Origin of the sequence: Neobittarella massiliensis (ex Bilen et al. 2018), assembly GCF_014269355.1 — a bacterium.
GTDB classification, from domain to species: Bacteria; Bacillota; Clostridia; order Oscillospirales; family Ruminococcaceae; genus Neobittarella; species Neobittarella massiliensis.
This window is the reverse complement of sequence record NZ_JACOGI010000004.1, coordinates 25,047-44,497: the sequence shown is the minus strand read 5'-3', so window position 1 is coordinate 44,497 and position 19,451 is coordinate 25,047. Positions and strand designations below refer to the sequence as shown.

Sequence of the window (19,451 nt, the reverse complement as noted above, 5' to 3'; positions counted from 1 at the left end):
ACGCCGGAGAGACTGTCGGTGAGGGTGAGGTCGGTGCTGGCGGCGGCAAGACCGGGGGCGGTCTTATCGATCTTGATCTCGTCTTCTTTTTTTACCGATACAGCGTTTTCTTTGGAGCTCTCGGCCTGCAGGTACACCGGCTTGCCGGAGAGCTCGTCGGTGTACTGCTGGACCTTGTTCGTCTCGTCCAGCAGCACCTTGTCGCCGGTATTTTGCCTGTCGGTGATGCCGAACCGGTCGAAGTCGCCGGGGCAGAACTCGATCTTCACGTCCCCGTTGTTCCAGCCGTTTTCGTTGGCTGGGGTGCGGATGTAGTGGTAGTCTTTGCCCGGCTCCAGCTGTTCCTCTTCCGGGGCGGCAGGGTCGTAGGGAATGAGCGGCTGTTCGGGCACCAGTTCGGTGCCAGAGTACTGGCGGGAACCGAAGAAGTCGTCGCTCATGACCTGACCGACGGTGACAGCTTTATTTTGGGGGTTGTTTATCTTTACCCTATAGGTGATGGTATTGCCGGCGGCGGTACAGCCGAATGGTATACCGTCGGCAGCTACATCGATATCTTCGGTGAGGGGCTTGCCGTCTACCACGATCTGCTGGCCCTCGGCCGCGGTGAGGATATCCAGCCCGGCGGTGGGATATTTTTTGTATTTGTCGTCGCTCTGGGGGACGATGGTGAGATGGTCGTACACTACTTCCTGCCCGGCGTCGGGGTGGGTGTTTTTGACGATGGCCTGCACGGTGACTATATCGCCGTCTTTCAGCTGCTTTTTCTGCTCGTCGCTCATTTCGCTGCCGTCGGTGCCAAGCAGCTTGGTACTGACGAATTGCGGCGCATAGTGGGTGTAGCGGGCAGATTTAAAGGCCAGGTCTACTGTTGAATCGGTGGGCAGGGCGCTCGTTTTATTCCAGATAATTGAACCGCTTATGCTCAACCACGCCTTATCCGTATTGGCGATACTGGCCTTCCGCTCAACAGTAATATGGCGGTTATCCAACCCCCAGGTGAGCTTTTTCGTATCATGGTCATAAGCCAGCGTTATATTTTGTTTCGTTTGCATCTCGGATGCGGTGAGGCCATCGTCGTTTGTATAGCTATCAAATTTGTCTACCCCGTTAACACTGTGAAAATTCCATGAGGATACTGTTTTTTGGTTGCGGTTGCCATCAAGCCCTACCACAAAATACTGGTTAATTTGTTGGTCAGTAGCTGTGACCGGTGGTTTTTCCGGTATCAAATGCATCGTCGTTGTTAAGTAGGTAAGGCTGGGGTGCAGTTTCATCTCGGTCTCGGCCACGATCTCCCAGCTGGCGTTCATAGAGAGGAGATTTTTACTCGACACGCCTGAACCGGTATAATATCTTGTCTCGGGCTTTTGTGGGTGGTCCCAATAAGACTTTACATCAGCCGCGTGCCAGCTGTTGCCGTCAGATAAAAGACCCAGTACACCTGCTGTGTCCTCTTCTGGGTGGCTGTAGTCAAATATCTCTTGCAGGTCAAAGCTCCCCACGAATTCGCTGCTGGAATCGTCTTCGGCTGCGGCCGCTGAAACGGCTGGCAGCCCCGGCGGCAGGCTGCCCACACACAGGGCCACCGCCAGCAGGCCGGCCAACAGTCGGCTCTTGTTCAATTTTATCGACATGATCGTTCCCTCCTGTTTTTCCACACACAGATATGACACGCTACATTTCTATAATGTCGGGGCGCGGGGAAAAGGGACAACTTTTTTGTAAAATATGGGATACCGGTGTTTTTTGTCGAATCTGCAGGCCGGCAATGTTATAATAGCAGCATATCTGCCATCGGTATGCCGTTTGTGCCGGCGATATATTTCGTTAAGACAGTGGGGGAAGATCGTATGCAATTGACCCATCAGCAATTGGGCGAGCTGCTGGTGCGCGCCAGACGGGGCGACCGGGCCGCCTTTGACGCGCTGTATGCCGCCACCGCCCCCATGCAGGCCGGACAGATACGGCGCTATTTGGGCGACGACAAGGCCACCGACGATATTTTGCAGGGCGTGTACCTGGTGTTATGGCAAAATATTGGGCGGCTGTCGCAGCCGCGGGGGCTGGTGGCCTACCTAAACCGCATCACCTATAACCTGTGCATGAACTACCGCCGCCGACAGGCACGGGAGACCGAGCGCGTGCAGGGGGCAGGAGAGCTGGAGGACATCGCCGACCGCCGCGACCCGGTGGCCGCCTATGACGACCGCGAGGCGGTGCGCACCGCTTTAGGCTGGCTGAGCGAAAACGAGCTGGAGGCGGTGACCCTGCGCTACTTTGAGCAGCTGAAGATCGCCCAGGTGGCAGACAGGATGCACCTTTCGGAGCGGACGGTAAAACGGCTGTTGCGCGCGGCGCTGGACAAGATGCGGCAGGGGCTGCACTTTGTATTCCTCCCCCTCCCTCTGCCCCTGTTGCATTGGGGCGCGGCGCGCCCGGCCGGAGATAAAGGGCGGGCCGCGCGCCGGCTGCTGCCGGCGGGGATAGCGGCGATACTCTGCTGCTTTGGGGCGGCGGCCACGCTGCGGCCGATCGACATACAGGCCACCGTGCAGGACAGCCAGCCGGCGCGGCAGAAAACCGTACAAATACAGCCGCGCGGGCTGACCGGTAACAACCGGGTACAGATGTACGGGCCAAGTGGAAAAGCCGTGGCTTTGACCGAGCGGCGCCGCGGTGCAGTATACACCGCCACCGTGACCGAGGAGGGAGAATACACGGTGCGGGCCCGGTCGCCGGGCGGCACCCAGAGCCAAACGGCGGTGTATGTGCAGGGGGTGGACCGCCGGGGGCCACAGCTGCTGCACTTTATGCAAGACGGCAGCACGCTGACTTTACAGCTGGCGGATGACAGCGACCTGCAGGCGGTGACCTGTGTGGGCAGCGACGGCGGTATATACCCGGGCAAATTGGACCGGGCGGCCAAGAGGGCTGTGTTTTCTATACCGCCGGGCGACTACACGGTGCAGGCGACCGACGTTTTGGGCAACGGATCGACCGGCACGGTGCACATGGACCTGGCCTAAATAAAAAAGAGGGCTGCCCCGCTCTGGCCGGGCGGCCCTCTTTTTATCTGCTGCTGGGTTATGCAGCGGTCATCGATCCTCTTGTTCTGGCGGCGGGGGCGCGACTTTGATGAGCACCTTGAGGATGCGCTGGTCGTCTACCTGGGTGACCTCGACCTCCAGATTCTCGAAGGTGAAGCGCTCGCCTTTTTGGGGGATGTGCTCGAACTCCTCCAGCACCCAACCGCTGACGCTGGTGGCGTCGAAATCGTAGCCGTCGGTGTCAAAGCCCAGCTTCTCGAGCATGTCGTAGACATTTAAGTCGCCGCTGACCTCGTACAGGTCCTCCCCCACCGGGATGATGGAGTAGGTGATCTCCTCGTGTTCGTCCCAGATATCGCCCACCAGCTCTTCGAGCAGGTCTTCGAGGGTGACGATGCCCAGGGTGCCGCCGTACTGGTCGGTGACCACGGCCATGTGCAACTTCTCGCGCTGCAGCTCGCGCAGCAGCTGCGAGATATTTTTGGTGGGGGGCACATACAGCGCCTTTTGCAGGATATCGGCCACCTTAAAATTCTGGCCTTTACACAGGCGCATGACGAACTCCTGCTGGTTGAGGATGCCGATGATATTGTCTATGTTTTTTTCGTACACCGGGATGCGGGAGTACCGCTCGGCAAAAAACAGGTCGCGTATCTCGTCGATATCGTCGCCCACCTCGACCCCAACCACGTCGACGCGGGGGGTGAGCACCTCGTTGACGGTGATCTCGTCGAACTCCAGCGCGGAGCGCACCAGCTCGCTCTCCTGGCTCTCGAGCACGCCTTCCTGGCCGATCTCCTCGACGATGACTTTGAGCTCGTCTTCGGTGACCGAGGGCTGGGCGGTGACTTCGCCCATTGAGCCCTGCAGCTTTTTAGAGACCACATTTTTGAGTTTGCTGAACATCCACACAAAGGGGGCAAACACCTTCATGAGCACCCGCAGCGTGCCGGCAGAGAACATGGCAAAGCTCTCGGAGTACTCGTTGGCCACCGACTTGGGCAGCACCTCGCCGAAAATGAGCACCACGATGGTCATGACCAGGGTGGACACACCCGCGCCGCTGGCGCCCAGCAGGGCGGTGAACAGCACGGTGCCGATAGAGGCGGAGGCGATGTTGACGATGTTGTTGCCGATGAGGATGGTGGAGATCGCCTTGTCGAACTGCTCGGCCACGTCGAGCGCGCGCGACGCCTTTTTTGAGCCGCCTTTAGCCAGCTTTTTGAGCCGGATGCGGTTGACGGTGGACAGCGCGGTCTCGGACGCCGAAAAAAATGCCGACAGTGCAACTAAAACGACGATGAGCATGATAAACAGGCCTATACTGCCATCTTCCAATGTAGGTAACACTCCTTTTTTATGATGACGGTTGGTGGCGGGCGTGCAAATAGCCCTTACTTGAAATTTGTTCGTATCATTTCTACTATAGCAAAAACCCGCTTATGCTGCAAGAGAAACTACAGGATAGACCGCGTCCAAAAAATATTGGAAAACGGCCGGGCGCCGAGAAACGGCCGGGCAGGTTGTGTTTGGCGGCGTTTCATCGTATACTGGGACTGTATGTTTTTTACATCTGCAAAGAGAGGTCTCTATCTATGAACAGAAAAAGAGTCTCGCACATCTTTTACCGGGCGCTGCCGGGCGTGGTGGTGGTGTGCACCGGTGTTTTGCTGTTTGTGCTGTGCATCAACTTTAAGGGCATCGCCCAGTCGATACAGCAGTTCAGCGGTATTTTGACGCCATTTTTTGCCGCCTTTGCCATCGCCTACGTGCTGAGCACCCCGCTCAATTACCTGGAGCGCAAATGGCTAAAGGGCATACGCAGCCCCCGGCTGCGGCGGCTGGTGGCGGCGCTGCTGGTGTACACGATGGCCCTGCTGATCGTGGCCGCATTTATTGCGGTGGTGCTGCCCCAGGTGGTGCTGAGCGTGCGCACGCTGCTGGAGTACATACCCGGCTGGTACAAACAGCTGGAGTCGCTGGTGCGCACCACGCTGGCCGAGCACTCGTTTGACCCGGCCAAGGTCACCGACCTGTTCGCCTCGTGGGAGGTGTACCTGGTACAGGCGCTGGATATCGCCAAGCAGACGCTGCCCAAACTGCTGGACTTTTCGCTCTCGATCGGGTCGTTTGTGCTCAACATTTTAGTGGCGCTGGTGGCCAGCATCTACCTGCTGTTTAATAAGGAGCGTTTTTGCTCGCAGGCCAAGCGGCTGCTGTACGCCACGGTGCGCCGCAGTACTGCCGACAAGACCATATCGGTGGTGGACCTGAGCCACCGCACCTTTGGCGGCTTTTTATCGGGCAAGCTGATCGACTCGCTGATCATCGGCATCATCTGTTTTGTGGGCTGCAGCCTGATGAAGATGCCGTTTGCCCTGCTGGTGAGCGTGGTCATTGGGGTGACCAACATCATCCCCTTTTTTGGGCCGATCATCGGCGCGGTACCGGCGGCGTTCATCATCCTCATCGCCGAGCCCATCAAGGCACTGTGGTTCGTGCTGTTCGTCATCGCGCTGCAGCAGTTCGACGGCAACTTTTTGGGGCCCAAGATCCTGGGGCAATCCACCGGTCTCTCGGCTTTTTGGGTGATGTTCTCCATCCTTATCGCCGGGCACTTTTTGGGGGTGCTGGGCATGGTCGTGGGGGTGCCCATGTTCTCGGTCATCTATGTGCTTACCAAATCGCTGGTGGAGGAGCGGCTTAAAAAGCGCGGCATGCCCACCGACGCCGAGACCTACAAAGCCGCAGGGCCGGTGGCCCCGGTAGAGGAGGACGTACCCGTCAGGCCGACGGTGGCCGAGACGTTTGAGCGCTGAGCGGGCGCGGATCGAGACCGGTATGCGGAATTATGTACCGGCCCTGCCGCTTGGCCGGTACGCCGGGGCTTTGCTTAGGGCCTTGATCGAGGCTTTTACAAAAAAGAGCACGGCGAAAACGCCGTGCTCTTTTTTGCTCTCTATTGCCGCGGGCGGGGCGGCGATGGGCGGCGCCTGTTCACTGCCTTGTGAGCAGTACCGCCAGCGTTGGGCTGCTCTGCCGATACGGGGCGCCGGATACGTCGCCGTAGCAGGCGCACACCGCAAACCCAGCGGCCTGCACTTCGTCGGCGAGACTCTCGCGGGTAAAGTAGGTATCCCACAGGTAAAAGCGGCGTATCTCGGTTTCGGTGATGACGGCCGTTTGGCGCAGGGTGAGATCGTCGGCAAAGTAGCCGGCACTGTTTACTTCCAGGTGTGCAGCGGGGCTCCAAAATCCACCGGCGGGGTGGTCTTCCCAACTGCGGCCACAGGTAAAGTCGCTGTACTGCCGCATGGAGAATACATCCAGCAGCAGTTTTCCACCGGGTCTTAGTGCGCGGTGGATCTTTTGCAGTACGGTTTTTCTATCCTCGCCCGAAAGAGCGCCGTAGTCGCAGTAGATGAGTGTAGCCAGATCAAAAGCGGCACGGGACGACAGCTGGAGGTAGTTTTGACAGACATAGCGAATATCCAGCCGCTGTTTTTGGGCCGCAGCAGTCGCATAGTTTATGGAGCGGGATGAAAAATCGACACCTGTGACCCGGTATCCCGCCCGGCAGAACCGCTCGGCGTACAGGCCGGGGCCGCAGCCGACATCCAACAGCGACCGGTACTCCTGTGGGGGCAATATTTCTTTGATCCACGCCACCGAGCGGTCGATAAACCGATGGGGACGGCTGGCGCCATCAAATGAAGGGTCGAGATGGGCGGCCAGCATCTGGCTGGATATGTGCGCGTCGGTCCAGATGCTGACATCGCTGGGGGCGTAGGCGGTGGCCGGGGGCTGCAGGCAGGCGGCTAGTTGATGATACATCGCAGTTTTTCCTCTCCAGATAAAAAGGGGTATGAAGATCGTTTTTTGACAATGTGTACCGTTTCGCTCTTTTAAAAAGCGGCCATATTTTACAGGCATGCAGAAGTGTTTTTGCAGCGTGACTTGAAGGGACGAGCATATGCCAGACCTGATGAAAAACAAATACTATCATGTTGATGTGCTCCACGAATTGGCTCTGCGCATAAAGGCCGTATATCCCACATTCGAAGCGGCTGCTTTTATTGCCGACATCATAGATGACATTTGGGACGCACGAAAGTTAAAAGAGCGTATGCGGCGTGTCACCATTTACCTGGGCAGGTATCTACCGGCAGATTATGGCCGGGCGCTCGCTATTATGGATCAGGTCATCGTGCGTTATCCCATCGGATTTCACCAAAATGCCTGTGCATGTTTTCCTGATTATGTTGAGGTATATGGGCAGGATGTGTGTAACTGGGACCTGTCGATGGCGGCTTTAGAGCGGTATACCCCTTACGCTACTGCCGAATTTGCTGTAAGGCCGTTTATCATACATCACGAAGAACGCATGATGCGGCAGATGTCCATCTGGGCCGGTCATGAAGATGCATTTGTGCGGCGGCTGGCCAGCGAGGGCTGCCGCCCACAACTGCCCTGGGGCCAGGCGCTGCCCAGCTTTAAAAAAGATCCGTCGCCAGTGCTCGGCATCCTGGAACAGCTGAAGACCGATCCATCGGTCCATGTCCGCAAAAGCGTGGCCAACAATCTCAATGATATATCTAAAACACATCCCGACCTGGTCGTAACGATCGCCAGAGAGTGGTACGGAAAGCACCCATATACCGATTGGATCGTAAAACACGGGTGCCGATCTCTCCTTAAAAAAGGCGATCGGGGCGCGCTGGATATCTTTGGCCTTTCTGCTGTCGACTGTGTAGACATTATCGACTTTTCACTGGGGGCATCGGCCGTCTCGATCGGAGAGAGCCTGCCTTTTTCCGTTTGTATAGAGGCCAAAAGAGCAGCTCGGTTACGGCTGGAATACAGCATCGATTATGTAAAGGCGGGCGGCAAAAAGAGCCGCAAAATATTTTTTATATCCGAGATATCCCTAAAGGCGGGACAGAGAAAGCGCTACGACAAAACGCATTCTTTCGCCGATCTAAGCACGAGAAGCCACTATCCTGGAACGCATTCTATTGCGCTCATCATCGGCGGCACCCAGCAGGATGTACTGCATTTTGAGGTATTGGCAGCAAAATAGCCTGATCGGCAGGCAGATACGATGTACCGCCGATATTCGGGCCCGCTTTTACCCGATAAAAAGAAAGCAGCCACAGATACCTCTCTGCAGCTGCTCGAGACGATGGACAAAATGATAGCAGCAGTAGATCAAGAGGTAAGGCACAAAAACAGAACTGCCAACGCAGTCTGTTTTACCTGTGCTACTGATCTTTGCCGCTCTTTTCCGGCCGCACCGCTGATCGCTCGGTGCCGGGCACGCCGGATACACATCACCTGTTTCTCCCGTATTTTATAGGGTCTAATCGAAACATTTTGGGAAGGCTACCGGTAAGATCGGGGGCACGGTGCGGACCATGTACCGCACCGGTGCTCCCCGACAGCGCTGCGGACCCGGCCGCTCGAGGAACGGTGCCGCCCGAAAGCTCTACACGTCCATGAGGTTGAGGCCGATAGATGCGTCGTGGCGGCGGCCGATCGTCCCGTCCAGACGGCGGAGAAATATCTCGGCGGTGGCACTGATGGTGGCCTCGTTCAGGTGGCCGCCAAATACGCGGCCGGTGTCGTCGGCAAAGGTGGCGTGGATGTGCAGGTAGACCTTGCCATCCATTTGCGAGATATTGCCGATGAGCGAGGTGATCTCCATATCCCGGTCCAGTTCGGTGGGGAAATACTTCTTCTCCCCCACCCGGTAAAGCCCGACCACCGCGTGGTCAGCGGCACCCAGGCCGCTGATGGTACCGGCGGTGATGTGCTCTTTTTCGCAGACCGCAGTGATAGAAGTGATGATCTCCTCGCCGATCTGCAGCCGCAGAGCGATGGTATCGCCCAGCACTTGATAAGTCATTTGATCTCCTCCTTATTTTACTTTTAGTAATATTTTTTTGAATTACGCCTTATTGTATCTTGTCTTTTATATCTCGAACCGCAGGACCGTGCCCACGCCGATATGCTGGCTGTGGGGGCAGTGATCGGCAAAGGCAGCCAGACCCAACTCACCGGTACAGTGGCAGACCCCCACAGTCTCGATACCGGAGCGGTTAAAGTACTCGATGGTCTTGGCAGCTCGCTCCTCGTCGGCGGCAATGAGATGGGTACCGCCCACAAAGGCCTTGACCGGCTTGCCAAAGCGTCGGGCAGCAGTTTGACAGATGTTGACCGGCCCGCTGTGACTGCACCCGCTGAGCACCACCAGGCCATCTGCCCCCTCGATGACCAGAGCCATCTCTTCGCGGAAGTCGTCGAGGCAGTACTCGCCGCCGCGGGATTGCAGCTGGCAGCTGTCCAGCGGCTCGAAGGGACAGGTGCGGTCGAAGGCGGATATGAGGTAGGTGTGCCCCTCCTCCCACACCGGGTGTGTCTGGTGGGAGATCATGGCGCAGGGAATGTGGTGGCGGGTGATATACTCCTGCCCGAATGCATTGCCCACATACAGGTAGCTGTGCTCCTGATCCCAGTATTTGGGGGTAAAAAAGTAGCGGTGCACCAGCAGTTTATAGTCGTAGCCCATGCCGGCAAAGGCCAAAAAGCCACGGGTGTGGTCGTAGTGGGCGTGGGAGAGCGCCACGTACTCGACCGCCGAGAGGTCGAGCCCCAGCTGCGCCGCATTTTGCAGAAAGCGGCCGCTGTCACCGGTATCGAACAGCAGCTTATGCTGCCGGCCATTCTCGGTCACGGTGACCAGGCAGCTAAAGCCGTTTTCGCAGACCAGGCCTTCCTCTTCCCGGCCGGGGGCGGGCTGGTTATCCATGAGGATATGCAGGGTGACTTGGATAGACATGGGAGCTCCTCTCTTTACCGGGCCGGACGGCGGGCGACGACGATATCGCGGCGGATGGCCTGCGAGACCGGGTGTTCAAAGCTGTCGTACAGCTGGCCGGTGCAGGGATCGAAACCGCTCTCGGCAAACAGCTGCCGCATCTGGTCGCGGCCGAGCAAAAAGCTGTTCCAGGACAGGGCGATGGCCCCGCCGGGCCTGAGCAGCTGGCGCCAGCCGGGCAGGCAGGCCCTGAGCAGTTGGGTGGGATTGCGGGTCTTGCCGCCGTTCTGCGGGCCGGACACGTTGCCGTGGGCCACGCCGTAGGGCAGATCGCCCACGATGAGGTGGAACTGGCCCTTTTTGTAAATCTGCGGGGCAACGGTGCTGTCGCCGGCGGCAAATATGCACTGCCGGCCGCCCTGTTTTTGCTGCTGCTTATCGGCGGCATAGGTAAACTGGTGCAGCGCGGCGGTAAAGCTGGCGCCTTTGGCATCTTTTCCACCGCGGCGCTCTTTTTTATAGGTGTATTTAAAGCGCTCGGTCTGCAGGTATTTTTTTAAGTAGGCCACCGACTCCTGCACCGATTTCGAGGCGATCTCGATGCCGCAGCAGTCCATGCCCTGACGCATCCCCTCGAACAGCGTGGTCCCTTTACCGGCAATAGGATCGAGCAGCCAGAGGTCGGGGGCGTCGGCGTAATCGCTGGAGAGGCGGGCCACATTTATGAGCATACGGGTAAAGAGTTCGTTTGTCTTGCCGGTGTATTTTAAGATGGTGCTGATCCCCTCGTCGAACACCGGCTGCCAGCTGGGCTGTATGGGGCGCAGCAAGCCGTCCGGCGCCCCTGAAAACAGGGCGTAAATATCGGATAGCCGCCACAGTGCATCCAGCGCCGGTGGGGGCAGCGGCTCATCGGCTATAAAGCTGTCGCACACGCCGCCGGCCAGCTGGATGCGCGCAAAGTCGCGGCAAGGCATCGCAAAACGGCTGCAGAGCAGCTGGAGCTCGGCCAGGGCCATCTGCTGAGAATTTTTGAGGTAGACCCGGTTGTGACCGGGGTTGACCAGAATATAGTAGGTGACGGGCGGCACGGCTCGCTCCCCCTCTTTTACACAGATTTGGCGCACCGCACAGCGTGCGGCGTCCACCGCCATTATAACACATTCGGCCCCGGGCGCACAGGGGCTGCTGCACAATGACCCGCTGTTTATACGGGTGACGACCACGGCGCACATATTTTAGCAGAGGATAAGCTATCTCTGCGTTGCGCTGCGGCGACCAAGTGCTACCGTAAAGGTGCAGGTGCATAGAGGTGATCTTTATGGGGATATCGGCAGCCGCACACGCCAGCTGCGGCCGCAGCAGAGCCTGATCCCGGCAGCGCTGGGGGGGCTTGTTGTACATTGCCCGACAGACCGTCTTCAGCTGGCAGCGCGGCAACGGCCGACCGGACCTGAAGGTGATCGGCCGTATCACCACCGCACTGCAAGTCGGCGCCGGCGACCCGTTGGCCTAAGCGGAACGCGATGCCTCTGCGCCAAGGCGGCCGCGGCGCATAAAGAGCACAGCCATGCCGGGTACCGCGGTGACACTGGGGCACTGGGGCACTGCGGTGCTTTTTGGCTGGGTGGCCCGGTGACGGCACTTTTTCGGCAGCACCGGCCGCTGTTGGGCCGGATATACGGCTCGGCGCCGCCGGTGGCGATATGCAACCGGCCGCAGCCGGGACAGGTGTGCCCACGGCTGTGGGTACCAGGCACCGCTTACGGCTATCTGCTGCCGCGGCCACTATGTTACACGGTACTGGGGGCACCGCTTACTTGGGCGTTTTTTTGCCCAGGACGCAGCAGGGCCCGGCACGGGATACGTGCCGGGCCCTGCCCTATGGTGGCCGCAGTGGCGGCTACCTATATGCAGTTAGATGCTGAGATCGGGAACGGTGGGGTCTACTGTGTTATACACCTCAACGAGTTTGTTCCAGGTGTTGCGGCCGACGATGCCGTCAGCCGGCAGGCCGAAGGCCTCTTGGAACAGCTGCACCGAGTACTTGGTGGAGTTGCCGAAGGTGCCGTCGACCGACTCTCTCTGCACGATGGGATAGCGGGTGGCGACGACGCTGAGGTAGTGCTGGATATCACGTACCGGGTTGCCGGTGCTGCCGAGGGAGTAGCTGCGGCCGGGGTAGGGTTTGGCCACCGGCTTTACGGGGTTGACGCAGAGCTCCTGACAGAAGGCCTTCCAGGTGGCCCAGCCGACTTTGCCGTCTACGCCCAGACCCTTGATCTGCTGGAAGGTGCGCACCGAGTTTTGAGTGGCCGAGCCGTACTGGCCGTCGACGGTGACCGCCGGGATCTGTGCATAGCGGGTCTTGATGGCATTGAGATAGTACTGTACATCGGCCACGTTAGAACCGGAGGAACCGACGGTGAGTACGTACCCGGGATAGGATTTGCATACGCAACTAGACATGATTGTTCACCTCATAAAAAAATTGTGACGAAGATAGGATATGTCTTGTGTACAGGGCCGGCAACACAGGCGTACCGCGCTGCCGGCGGGTTGGCGGCGCTTTTTATTCTCTTTACACCGCTGGTCGCGGGAACCGGCCCCTCGTTTTGCACCGGCACTCAGGGGCTTTTACTCGGGGCAGACCATTCTGCTCACCCGCGTTTTGGTGAGGTCCGCGCCACCGCCAAGGCGGTGCGAAGGGCTGCGCCCTGAGAGCGGTCCTCACGCTTTTTGCGCCGTTTGCGGGTGGGACGGATTTTCAGTCCTGATGATGCCATTAGCCGACTTTGCGCAGATAGGGTTCGTGTGCTCACCCGCGTTTTGGTGAGGTCCGCGCCACCGCCAAGGCAGTGCGAAGGGCTGCGCCCTGAGAGCGGTCCTCACGCTTTTTGCGCCGCTTGCGGGTGGGACGGATTTTCAGTCCTGATGATGCCATTAGCTGGCTTTGCGCAGATATGATTCGTGTGCTCACCCGCGTTTTGGTGAGGTCCGCGCCACCGCCAAGGCGGTGCGAAGGGCTGCGCCCTGAGAGCGGTCCTCACGCTTTTTGCGCCGCTTGCGGGTGGGACGGATTTCCGGTCCTGATGATGCCATTAGCTGGCTTTGTACAAATATGGCGCGTGTGCTCACCCGCGTTTTGGTGAGGTCCGTGCCACCGCCGAGGCGGTGCGAAGGGCTGCGCCTTGAGAGCGGTCCTCACGCTTTTTGCGCCGCTTGCGGGTGGGACGGATTTTTAGTCCTAATGATGCCATTAGCTGGCTTTGCACAGATAGGGTTCGTGTGCTCACCCGCGTTTTGGTGAGGTCCGTGCCACCGCCAAGGCGGTGCGAAGGGCTGCGCCCTGAGAGCGGTCCTCACGCTTTTTGCGCCGCTTGCGGGTGGGACGGATTTTTAGTCCTAATGATGCTCTTAGCTGGCTTTGCGCAGATAGGGTTCGTGTGCTCACCCGCGTTTTGGTGAGGTCCGTGTCACCGCCAAGGCGGTGCGAAGGGCTGCGCCCTGAGAGCGGTCCTCACGCTTTTTGCGCCGCTTGCGGGTGGGACGGATTTTCAGTCCTGATGATGCCATTAGCTGGCTTTGCGCAGATAGGGTTCGTGTGCTCACCCGCGTTTTGGTGAGGTCCGCGCCACCGCCAAGGCGGTGCGAAGGGCTGTGCCCTGAGAGTGGTCCTCACGCTTTTTGCGCCGCTTTTGGGTGGGATGGATTTTCAGTCCCGATGATGCTCTTAGCTGGCTTTGCGCAAAAAGTTAGATGGTGTTATACACCCGGCACATGCTGTTCCAAGTTGCCTGGCCGACGATACCGTCGACGGTGAGGCCGAAGTTCTGCTGGAACAGCCGCACCGACTGGGTGGTGGCGGGGCCAAATATGCCGTCGACGGTGACCCGCGGGATCTGTGGGTAGCCCAGCGAGATGATGTTGAGCATCGACTGGATGTTGCGCACCGCATTTCCGGTAGAGCCCTGGCGATAGGTCCCGCCCGGGTAGGCCGGGCAGGGAGGTTTTACCGGCAGGCCGCAGAACTGCTCACAGATAGAGGCCCAGGTAGCCGGGCCGACGATGCCGTCTTGGGTGAGCCCGAACAGCCGCTGGAATACCATGACCGCCTCTTGGGTGCCGGTGCCGAAGATGCCGTCGACCGTGAGCCGCGGGATGAGGATATTGACGGTGCCGATGGCGTTGAGGTAGAACTGCACATCGCTGACGTTGGTGCCGCGGCTGCCCAGCCGCAGCGGTGTGCCGGGGTAAGTCTTACAGGGACAGTTGACGTCGGGCACCTCGGGCGATACTTCTTTGTAGACCTGGATGAGCTTGTTCCAGGTCTCCTGGCCGACGATACCGTCGGTAGGCAGGCCGAAGTACTGCTGGAAGGCCTTGACGCTGGTGGTGGTGCCGGGGCCAAAAATGCCGTCGACAGCCAGGTCGGGGATCTCGTCGTAGAACTGAGCTACCGACTTGAGCACGTACTGGACCACCTTGACCCCGTCGCCGGTATCCCCCTCCCGCAGGACGGAGGACGGCGGGCTGTCGGGCACGTCGATATCTTCGCCTTCACTGCCCAGCTCGGCCAGCTTTTTGACCGCCACATAGATGTAGGAGATCTTGTACCAGGTGCCTTTGCCGACGATGCCGTCCTGCGTCATGTTGAACGCCTTTTGGAAGGCGCGGACGGCGGCCTCGGTGCTCGAACCGAACTGCCCATCGACCGGGTTGATGACCGGGATAGAGGGGTAGTTGCGGCGGATGCGGTTGAGCTGGTTTTGAATGACGGTGACGTCGTAGCCGGAACTGCCCAGCCGCAGCGGCGTGCCGGGGTAGGACTGCTGGATATCCTGGATGCGGTCGCTCTCGTAGAGATAGACCTCGTTTCCGTAGTAGCGGCGCAGGATCTGCAGCGGCGTGAGGCCCTGGTTGGCCAGCGTGACCGTGCCCCACTGTTTGAGACCGGGACAGTTGGTCACCTGGCGGCCGTCACAGTACTCGGCATAAAACGGCTCCTCGCGGCCGGTCTTGCGGATAAAGACGTTGAAGATCTCGTCCACGATGCGGCTGATGTTCTCGAAGATGTTGCGGTTTTTGACGAAATACTGGTCGTACTGGGTGGAGTTGGTAATCTGGAAATTGTAGCCGCGGCTGGGGTACCACTCGGTATACACCCGGTTGAGGGCCAGCGAGATCTGGCAGTAGATGTTGGCCCGCAAGGCATTTTCGGGCCAGGTGGGATAGATCTCGCTGGAGGCCACGTTTTTGATATAGTCGCGGAAGCTGACAGTCACGTTTTCAGCTGAGGCGTTAGTGGGACGGCCCAAGTGGACGGTGATGTTGGTGGGGATGATGGGCTGCACCAGGATACGGCTCTCCGGCGGGGCCGTAGAGTAGCAGGGACAGGGCAGCGCCTGTTGGTTGGGTGGGATATTATAATACTGGGCGGGCGCCGCGTGGCTGCCCGTGTCGTCGGGGATCATCTGCACTTCCTGTAGGGCGGTGCGCTGATCGAATATCTGTAGGTTTTTGATGGTGAAAGGCAGGTACCTGTCGGCCTCGATCACCACGTCGTAGGTCTCGTACGCTGCGCCCCGATAGCTCTCGTCGAGAGAGAGGGCCATATCTGGCGCAGTGAGCGATATGGGTTGGGTGTTGCCGTCGGCATCGGTCACCAGCTCCCGGTCAAAGACGATCTCGCCGTTTTCCTCACGGGTAACGGTGACCCGTACACTCTGTACCGGCAGGGCGTTCTGTGCTGTCTTGATGCTAAAAATCAGTTGTCCTGTGCCCAAAACAATTCCTCCTGTTCGGTTTGCATTTCGCCACAGCGGCTGCCCGCCTGCCGCCAGGGTCATCACATTCTATGCCCGCCGGGCAGAGAGGGTTCACCGTTTTGACAAGGGCCATAGGCACATGGTATGATAGCTGCGATGTGGCCGCCCCCAAGGTGCGGCCTGCTTTGCCCACAAAGGAGGGACCGACTATGCTGCGGGTAGACAAGACAGCAGTGATGAATATGGAAAATGCCCTGCGGGGCGCGCGCAATCCGCTCAACAGCTGGGCGCGGTCGGACAGCGCTTACGGCGACGACGGCCAATACCTACTGGGGGAAAATGACCTGTCGCTGGCTATGCGGCTGGCCCGGGCCGGCTCGGATCACCGCAAATTTATGCGGCAGATCTTCGTGTCGGTAGACATTACCGCCCCGCTGTACTGGTGGAAAGAATTTGATACCTACAAGGTAGGCACGGTGGCCAACTCCACCTCTACCATGCACAAGATACACGCTAAGCCCTTTTCGGCCGACGATTTTAGCTGCGACCGGATGAATGGCACCGCCCGCGCCTGTTTAGACGGGGTGATCGCCTGCCTGGAGCAGCTGCGCCAGCAGTACTTGCAGACCAAGGATAAAGAGATCTGGTACTCGATGATCCAGCTGCTGCCCACCAGCTATGAGCAGATGCGCACCGTGACCATGAATTACGAAAATCTGGTGAGCATGTACTACGCGCGCAAGGACCACAAGCTGGCCGAGTGGCATGTGTTTTGCGACTGGATCGGCTCCCTGCCCTACGCCAAAGAGCTGATCACCGGCATCCGCGACGAAAAATAGAGAACTCATGCATCACGTACAAAGAGAACTGCCGGCAAAAAAGCCGGCAGTTCTCTTTGTATTTTTTGATGGACGATCAGGTGCGGCGGGCGCGGGCGAACGCCCGCCCCATAAGCTTGGTGAGCCTAGTGAGCTCGGCCAGCAGCAGCACCGAGCCCGCCAGCGCTACAATTTTTACCCACATGTACAGCGGCAACGGGACTGTGCCGAAAAAGGAGCCGCCAAACTGGGTGATGATCACCTGCAGCAAAAAGGTGCCGGCAAACACTCCCAGCATGAGCCGGTTGGCGCCCAGGTTTTTAAAGATGCTGTCGCTGCCCAGCTCGCGGCTGTTAAAGGCGTTGAGCAGCTGAAAGACCACGAAAAGAGTAAACAGTATCGTTGGCTGTTGGCGCGGCGTGCCGCCCAAAAAGCCTGTCCAGTGCTGGGCCATGAACACCGCCGAGATGAAGACGCCGTTTACCGCGATACGCGCCAGCATGCCACCGGAGACGATACTGGCGCTGCGGCTGGTGGGCCGACGACGCATCAGATCGCCACGCATCGGCTCGAGCCCCAGTGTCAGGGCCGGCGGGCCGTCCATGATGATATTGATCCACAGCAGTTGCAGGGCAGTAAACGGGGCGGCGAACCCCGACAGGATGGAGCAGAGCACCACGATGACCGAGGAGAGGTTGACGGTGAGCTGAAACTGAATGAAGCGCTGAAAATTTTCGTAGATGCCGCGGCCCCACTGCACCGCCTTGACGATGGTGGAAAAGCTGTCGTCGAGCAGCACGATGTCGCTGGCCTCTTTTGAGACCTCGGTGCCGGAGATGCCCATAGCTACCCCCACGTCGGCATTTTTGATAGCCGGCGCGTCATTGATACCGTCGCCGGTGACAGCCACCACATCGCCCTGCGCCTTGAGGGCGTCGACCACCCGCATTTTGACCACCGGCGTGCTGCGGGCGATGACCCGGATGCGGGGCAGCTCTCGGGCAAGCTGCGCATCGGTCATGTTTTCGATCTGATGGGCCTCGACGGCGACGTGATCACCGTCTAAAAGGCCCAGCTCGTCGGCGATGGCCCGGGCGGTGACGATGTTGTCGCCGGTGAGCATCTTCAGCTCGATACCGGCGCTGCGGCAGCGCTCCACCGCCGCATACACATCCCGCCGCAGTGGGTCGGTGATGGCGACAAAGCCGTCAAATATCATCCCCTGCTCGATCTCGCCGCGCTCGGCGTCAAAGTCGGGGCGGCTCTGCAGCTCCTTATGGGCAAAGCCCAGCACGCGGCAGGCCTTTTCCTGAAAACGGGCTATCTGGGCCTGCGCCTCCTGCCGCTCGCTGTCGTCTATGGCGCACATCGAGAGGATCTTCTCTGGGCTTCCCTTACTGTAGGCCAGGTACCTCTCCCCCGCCGCCAGCACGGTAGTCATGTTTTTGCGCTCGGAGGTAAAGGGGTAGACATATACCGGGCTGCCGCTATTGCGCAGGTCACAGTAGCGGCAGCCGGCTTTTTGTGCCGCCACCAGCAGCGCACATTCGGTGGGGTTGCCGATAAACTGGGCGCGGCCGTCCTCGACACGGATATCGGCGGTGGAATTAACACAGAAGTTTTCCAGCAGGTCTGCGTCGTGCAAGTCCTGGGGCTTTACCAGCCGGCGGTGCGCGTACACGTCGGTGACGGTCATGCGGTTTTCGGTGAGGGTACCGGTCTTATCTGAGCAGATGACACTTATGCAGCCCACCGTCTCACAGGCGATCATTTTTTTGACCAGCGCGTTTTGCCGGGACATTTTGATGACGTTGATGGCCAGCGACACCGCCACGATGGTGGGCAGGCCCTCGGGGACCGCGGCGACGATGAGCACGATGCTGGTGATAAATGCCTCGGACACGGTATCCAGCGTGGCGGTGCCCTGAGAGAGAAAGATGAGCAGCTGGATGATGAACACCACCGCCGCTGCCACCGAACCCATGACGGTGATGCGCTTACCCAGCGCCGCCATCTTCTCCTGCAGCGGGGTGCTGCTCTTGTCGACCGACGCCAGCTGCCGGGCGATCTGGCCGAATTCAGTGGCATCCCCCACCCCGGTGACCACCAGTTTGCCGCTGCCGCCGGTGATAAAACAGCCGGAATAGAGCATGTTGCCGCGCTCGGCGACCGGGGTGTTTTCGTCGGTGATAACAGTCTGGGCGCTCTTTTTGACCGGGGCGCTCTCGCCGGTGAGCGGCGACTCGTCGGCCATGAGAGCGACACTCTCGAGCAGGCGGCCGTCGGCGGGCAGCTTGTCCCCGGTCTCGACCAGCAGGATATCGCCCACCACGATGTCTTTTTGCGGGCAGAGCAGCACCTCGCCGCCGCGCAGCACCCGCACCCGGGTATCTGCCCCGATGCGGCCCAGCGCCTCGAACGCCTTGGCGCTGCGCCCCTCCATCACCACGGTGATGACGGTGGACAGAGAGATGGCGGCAAAGATGCCGATACACTCTAAAAAGTCGGCCTGGCCGCCGGTAAAATACCGCACCAGATTGACCCCCAGCGTGATACAGGCGGCTAAGATGAGCATGACGATCATCGGCTCGGTGGCGGAGGCGAAGATGCGGCGAGCCAGCGTGGGCGGTTTTTCGCGGGTAAAGCTGTTGGCGCCGTGACGGCGGCGGTTCTCCTCCACCGCGGCGGAAGTGAGACCGGTAGACGGATCGACCTGCAAGCGGGCCAGCAGATCAGCAGTAGTGGCGGTATGAGCGGTCATAAAAGTTTCCTCCCATAAAACTTTTACAATAGAAAAGACCCAGGTACAGCCGCAGTGACTGTACCTGGGTCTTGACGCTAAACTAAAAAAGACGCATGTACTGCCGGTAACGGCCATACATGAGTCTCGTACATTAAGGCAAGCCAGACCGGACAGACCGGTCAGTATGTTGACTTGCCACGCAAATCGCGCCTACTACTCCCCCATGGGTGTTTTCTGTTTTCAATTATTTTGATA

The 19,451-nt window shown here is 59.1% G+C and carries 13 protein-coding genes; 4 read left to right on the top strand and 9 right to left on the bottom strand.

Annotated features, from left to right (window positions below):
- Positions 1–1,637, bottom strand: a 1,637-nt coding sequence (locus H8K20_RS13270) for a hypothetical protein (protein ID WP_186488775.1), incomplete at its 3' end; no start/stop codon positions are given.
- Between the two features lie 216 nt (positions 1,638–1,853).
- On the opposite strand from H8K20_RS13270, the gene H8K20_RS13265 reads away from it, so the two are divergent.
- Positions 1,854–3,029, top strand: a complete 1,176-nt coding sequence (locus H8K20_RS13265; protein ID WP_186488772.1) for an RNA polymerase sigma factor — start codon at positions 1,854–1,856, stop codon at positions 3,027–3,029.
- A gap of 69 nt (positions 3,030–3,098) precedes the next feature.
- Here H8K20_RS13265 and H8K20_RS13260 read toward each other — a convergent pair whose 3' ends face one another.
- Positions 3,099–4,388 (bottom strand): HlyC/CorC family transporter, encoded by a 1,290-nt coding sequence (locus H8K20_RS13260; protein ID WP_243206577.1) that lies wholly within the window; start codon positions 4,386–4,388, stop codon positions 3,099–3,101.
- Positions 4,389–4,645: 257 nt separating this feature from the next.
- On the opposite strand from H8K20_RS13260, the gene H8K20_RS13255 reads away from it, so the two are divergent.
- A complete protein-coding gene (locus H8K20_RS13255) occupies positions 4,646–5,869 on the top strand; it encodes an AI-2E family transporter (protein WP_186488769.1) in 1,224 nt (407 codons plus the stop codon).
- A gap of 178 nt (positions 5,870–6,047) precedes the next feature.
- Here H8K20_RS13255 and H8K20_RS13250 read toward each other — a convergent pair whose 3' ends face one another.
- The gene (locus H8K20_RS13250) at positions 6,048–6,884 is read right to left on the bottom strand and encodes a class I SAM-dependent methyltransferase (protein ID WP_186488765.1); all 837 of its coding nucleotides are present in this window, start codon (positions 6,882–6,884) and stop codon (positions 6,048–6,050) included.
- Between the two features lie 139 nt (positions 6,885–7,023).
- Between H8K20_RS13250 and H8K20_RS13245 the strand changes: the two genes are divergently transcribed.
- Complete coding sequence (locus H8K20_RS13245) at positions 7,024–8,130, top strand: DNA alkylation repair protein (protein WP_186488763.1); 1,107 nt, start codon at positions 7,024–7,026, stop codon at positions 8,128–8,130.
- Positions 8,131–8,535: 405 nt separating this feature from the next.
- On the opposite strand, the gene H8K20_RS13240 is transcribed toward H8K20_RS13245, so the two are convergent.
- The 5 genes from H8K20_RS13240 to H8K20_RS13220 all read right to left on the bottom strand — a co-directional run bounded on the left by H8K20_RS13240 (position 8,536) and on the right by H8K20_RS13220 (position 15,653).
- The gene (locus H8K20_RS13240) at positions 8,536–8,955 is read right to left on the bottom strand and encodes a PPC domain-containing DNA-binding protein (RefSeq protein WP_154867995.1); all 420 of its coding nucleotides are present in this window, start codon (positions 8,953–8,955) and stop codon (positions 8,536–8,538) included.
- A 66-nt stretch (positions 8,956–9,021) separates the two neighbouring features.
- On the bottom strand, positions 9,022–9,888 hold the full coding sequence (locus H8K20_RS13235; RefSeq protein ID WP_186488761.1) for an MBL fold metallo-hydrolase: 867 nt from the start codon (positions 9,886–9,888) through the stop codon (positions 9,022–9,024).
- Between the two features lie 14 nt (positions 9,889–9,902).
- Positions 9,903–10,958: a TRM11 family SAM-dependent methyltransferase gene (locus H8K20_RS13230; protein WP_186488759.1), complete on the bottom strand. Its 1,056-nt coding sequence runs from the start codon at positions 10,956–10,958 to the stop codon at positions 9,903–9,905.
- An 826-nt stretch (positions 10,959–11,784) separates the two neighbouring features.
- Positions 11,785–12,336, bottom strand: coding sequence for a peptidoglycan-binding domain-containing protein (locus tag H8K20_RS13225; protein ID WP_154867987.1), 552 nt, complete (start codon positions 12,334–12,336; stop codon positions 11,785–11,787).
- Between the two features lie 1,286 nt (positions 12,337–13,622).
- On the bottom strand, positions 13,623–15,653 hold the full coding sequence (locus H8K20_RS13220; protein WP_243206573.1) for a peptidoglycan-binding domain-containing protein: 2,031 nt from the start codon (positions 15,651–15,653) through the stop codon (positions 13,623–13,625).
- Positions 15,654–15,844: 191 nt separating this feature from the next.
- Between H8K20_RS13220 and H8K20_RS13215 the strand changes: the two genes are divergently transcribed.
- On the top strand, positions 15,845–16,474 hold the full coding sequence (locus H8K20_RS13215) for a hypothetical protein (RefSeq protein WP_186488755.1): 630 nt from the start codon (positions 15,845–15,847) through the stop codon (positions 16,472–16,474).
- A gap of 76 nt (positions 16,475–16,550) precedes the next feature.
- Here the strand turns inward: H8K20_RS13215 and H8K20_RS13210 are convergent, their stop codons facing one another.
- Positions 16,551–19,214: a calcium-translocating P-type ATPase, PMCA-type gene (locus tag H8K20_RS13210; RefSeq protein WP_186488752.1), complete on the bottom strand. Its 2,664-nt coding sequence runs from the start codon at positions 19,212–19,214 to the stop codon at positions 16,551–16,553.
- Positions 19,215–19,451 lie beyond the last annotated feature (237 nt).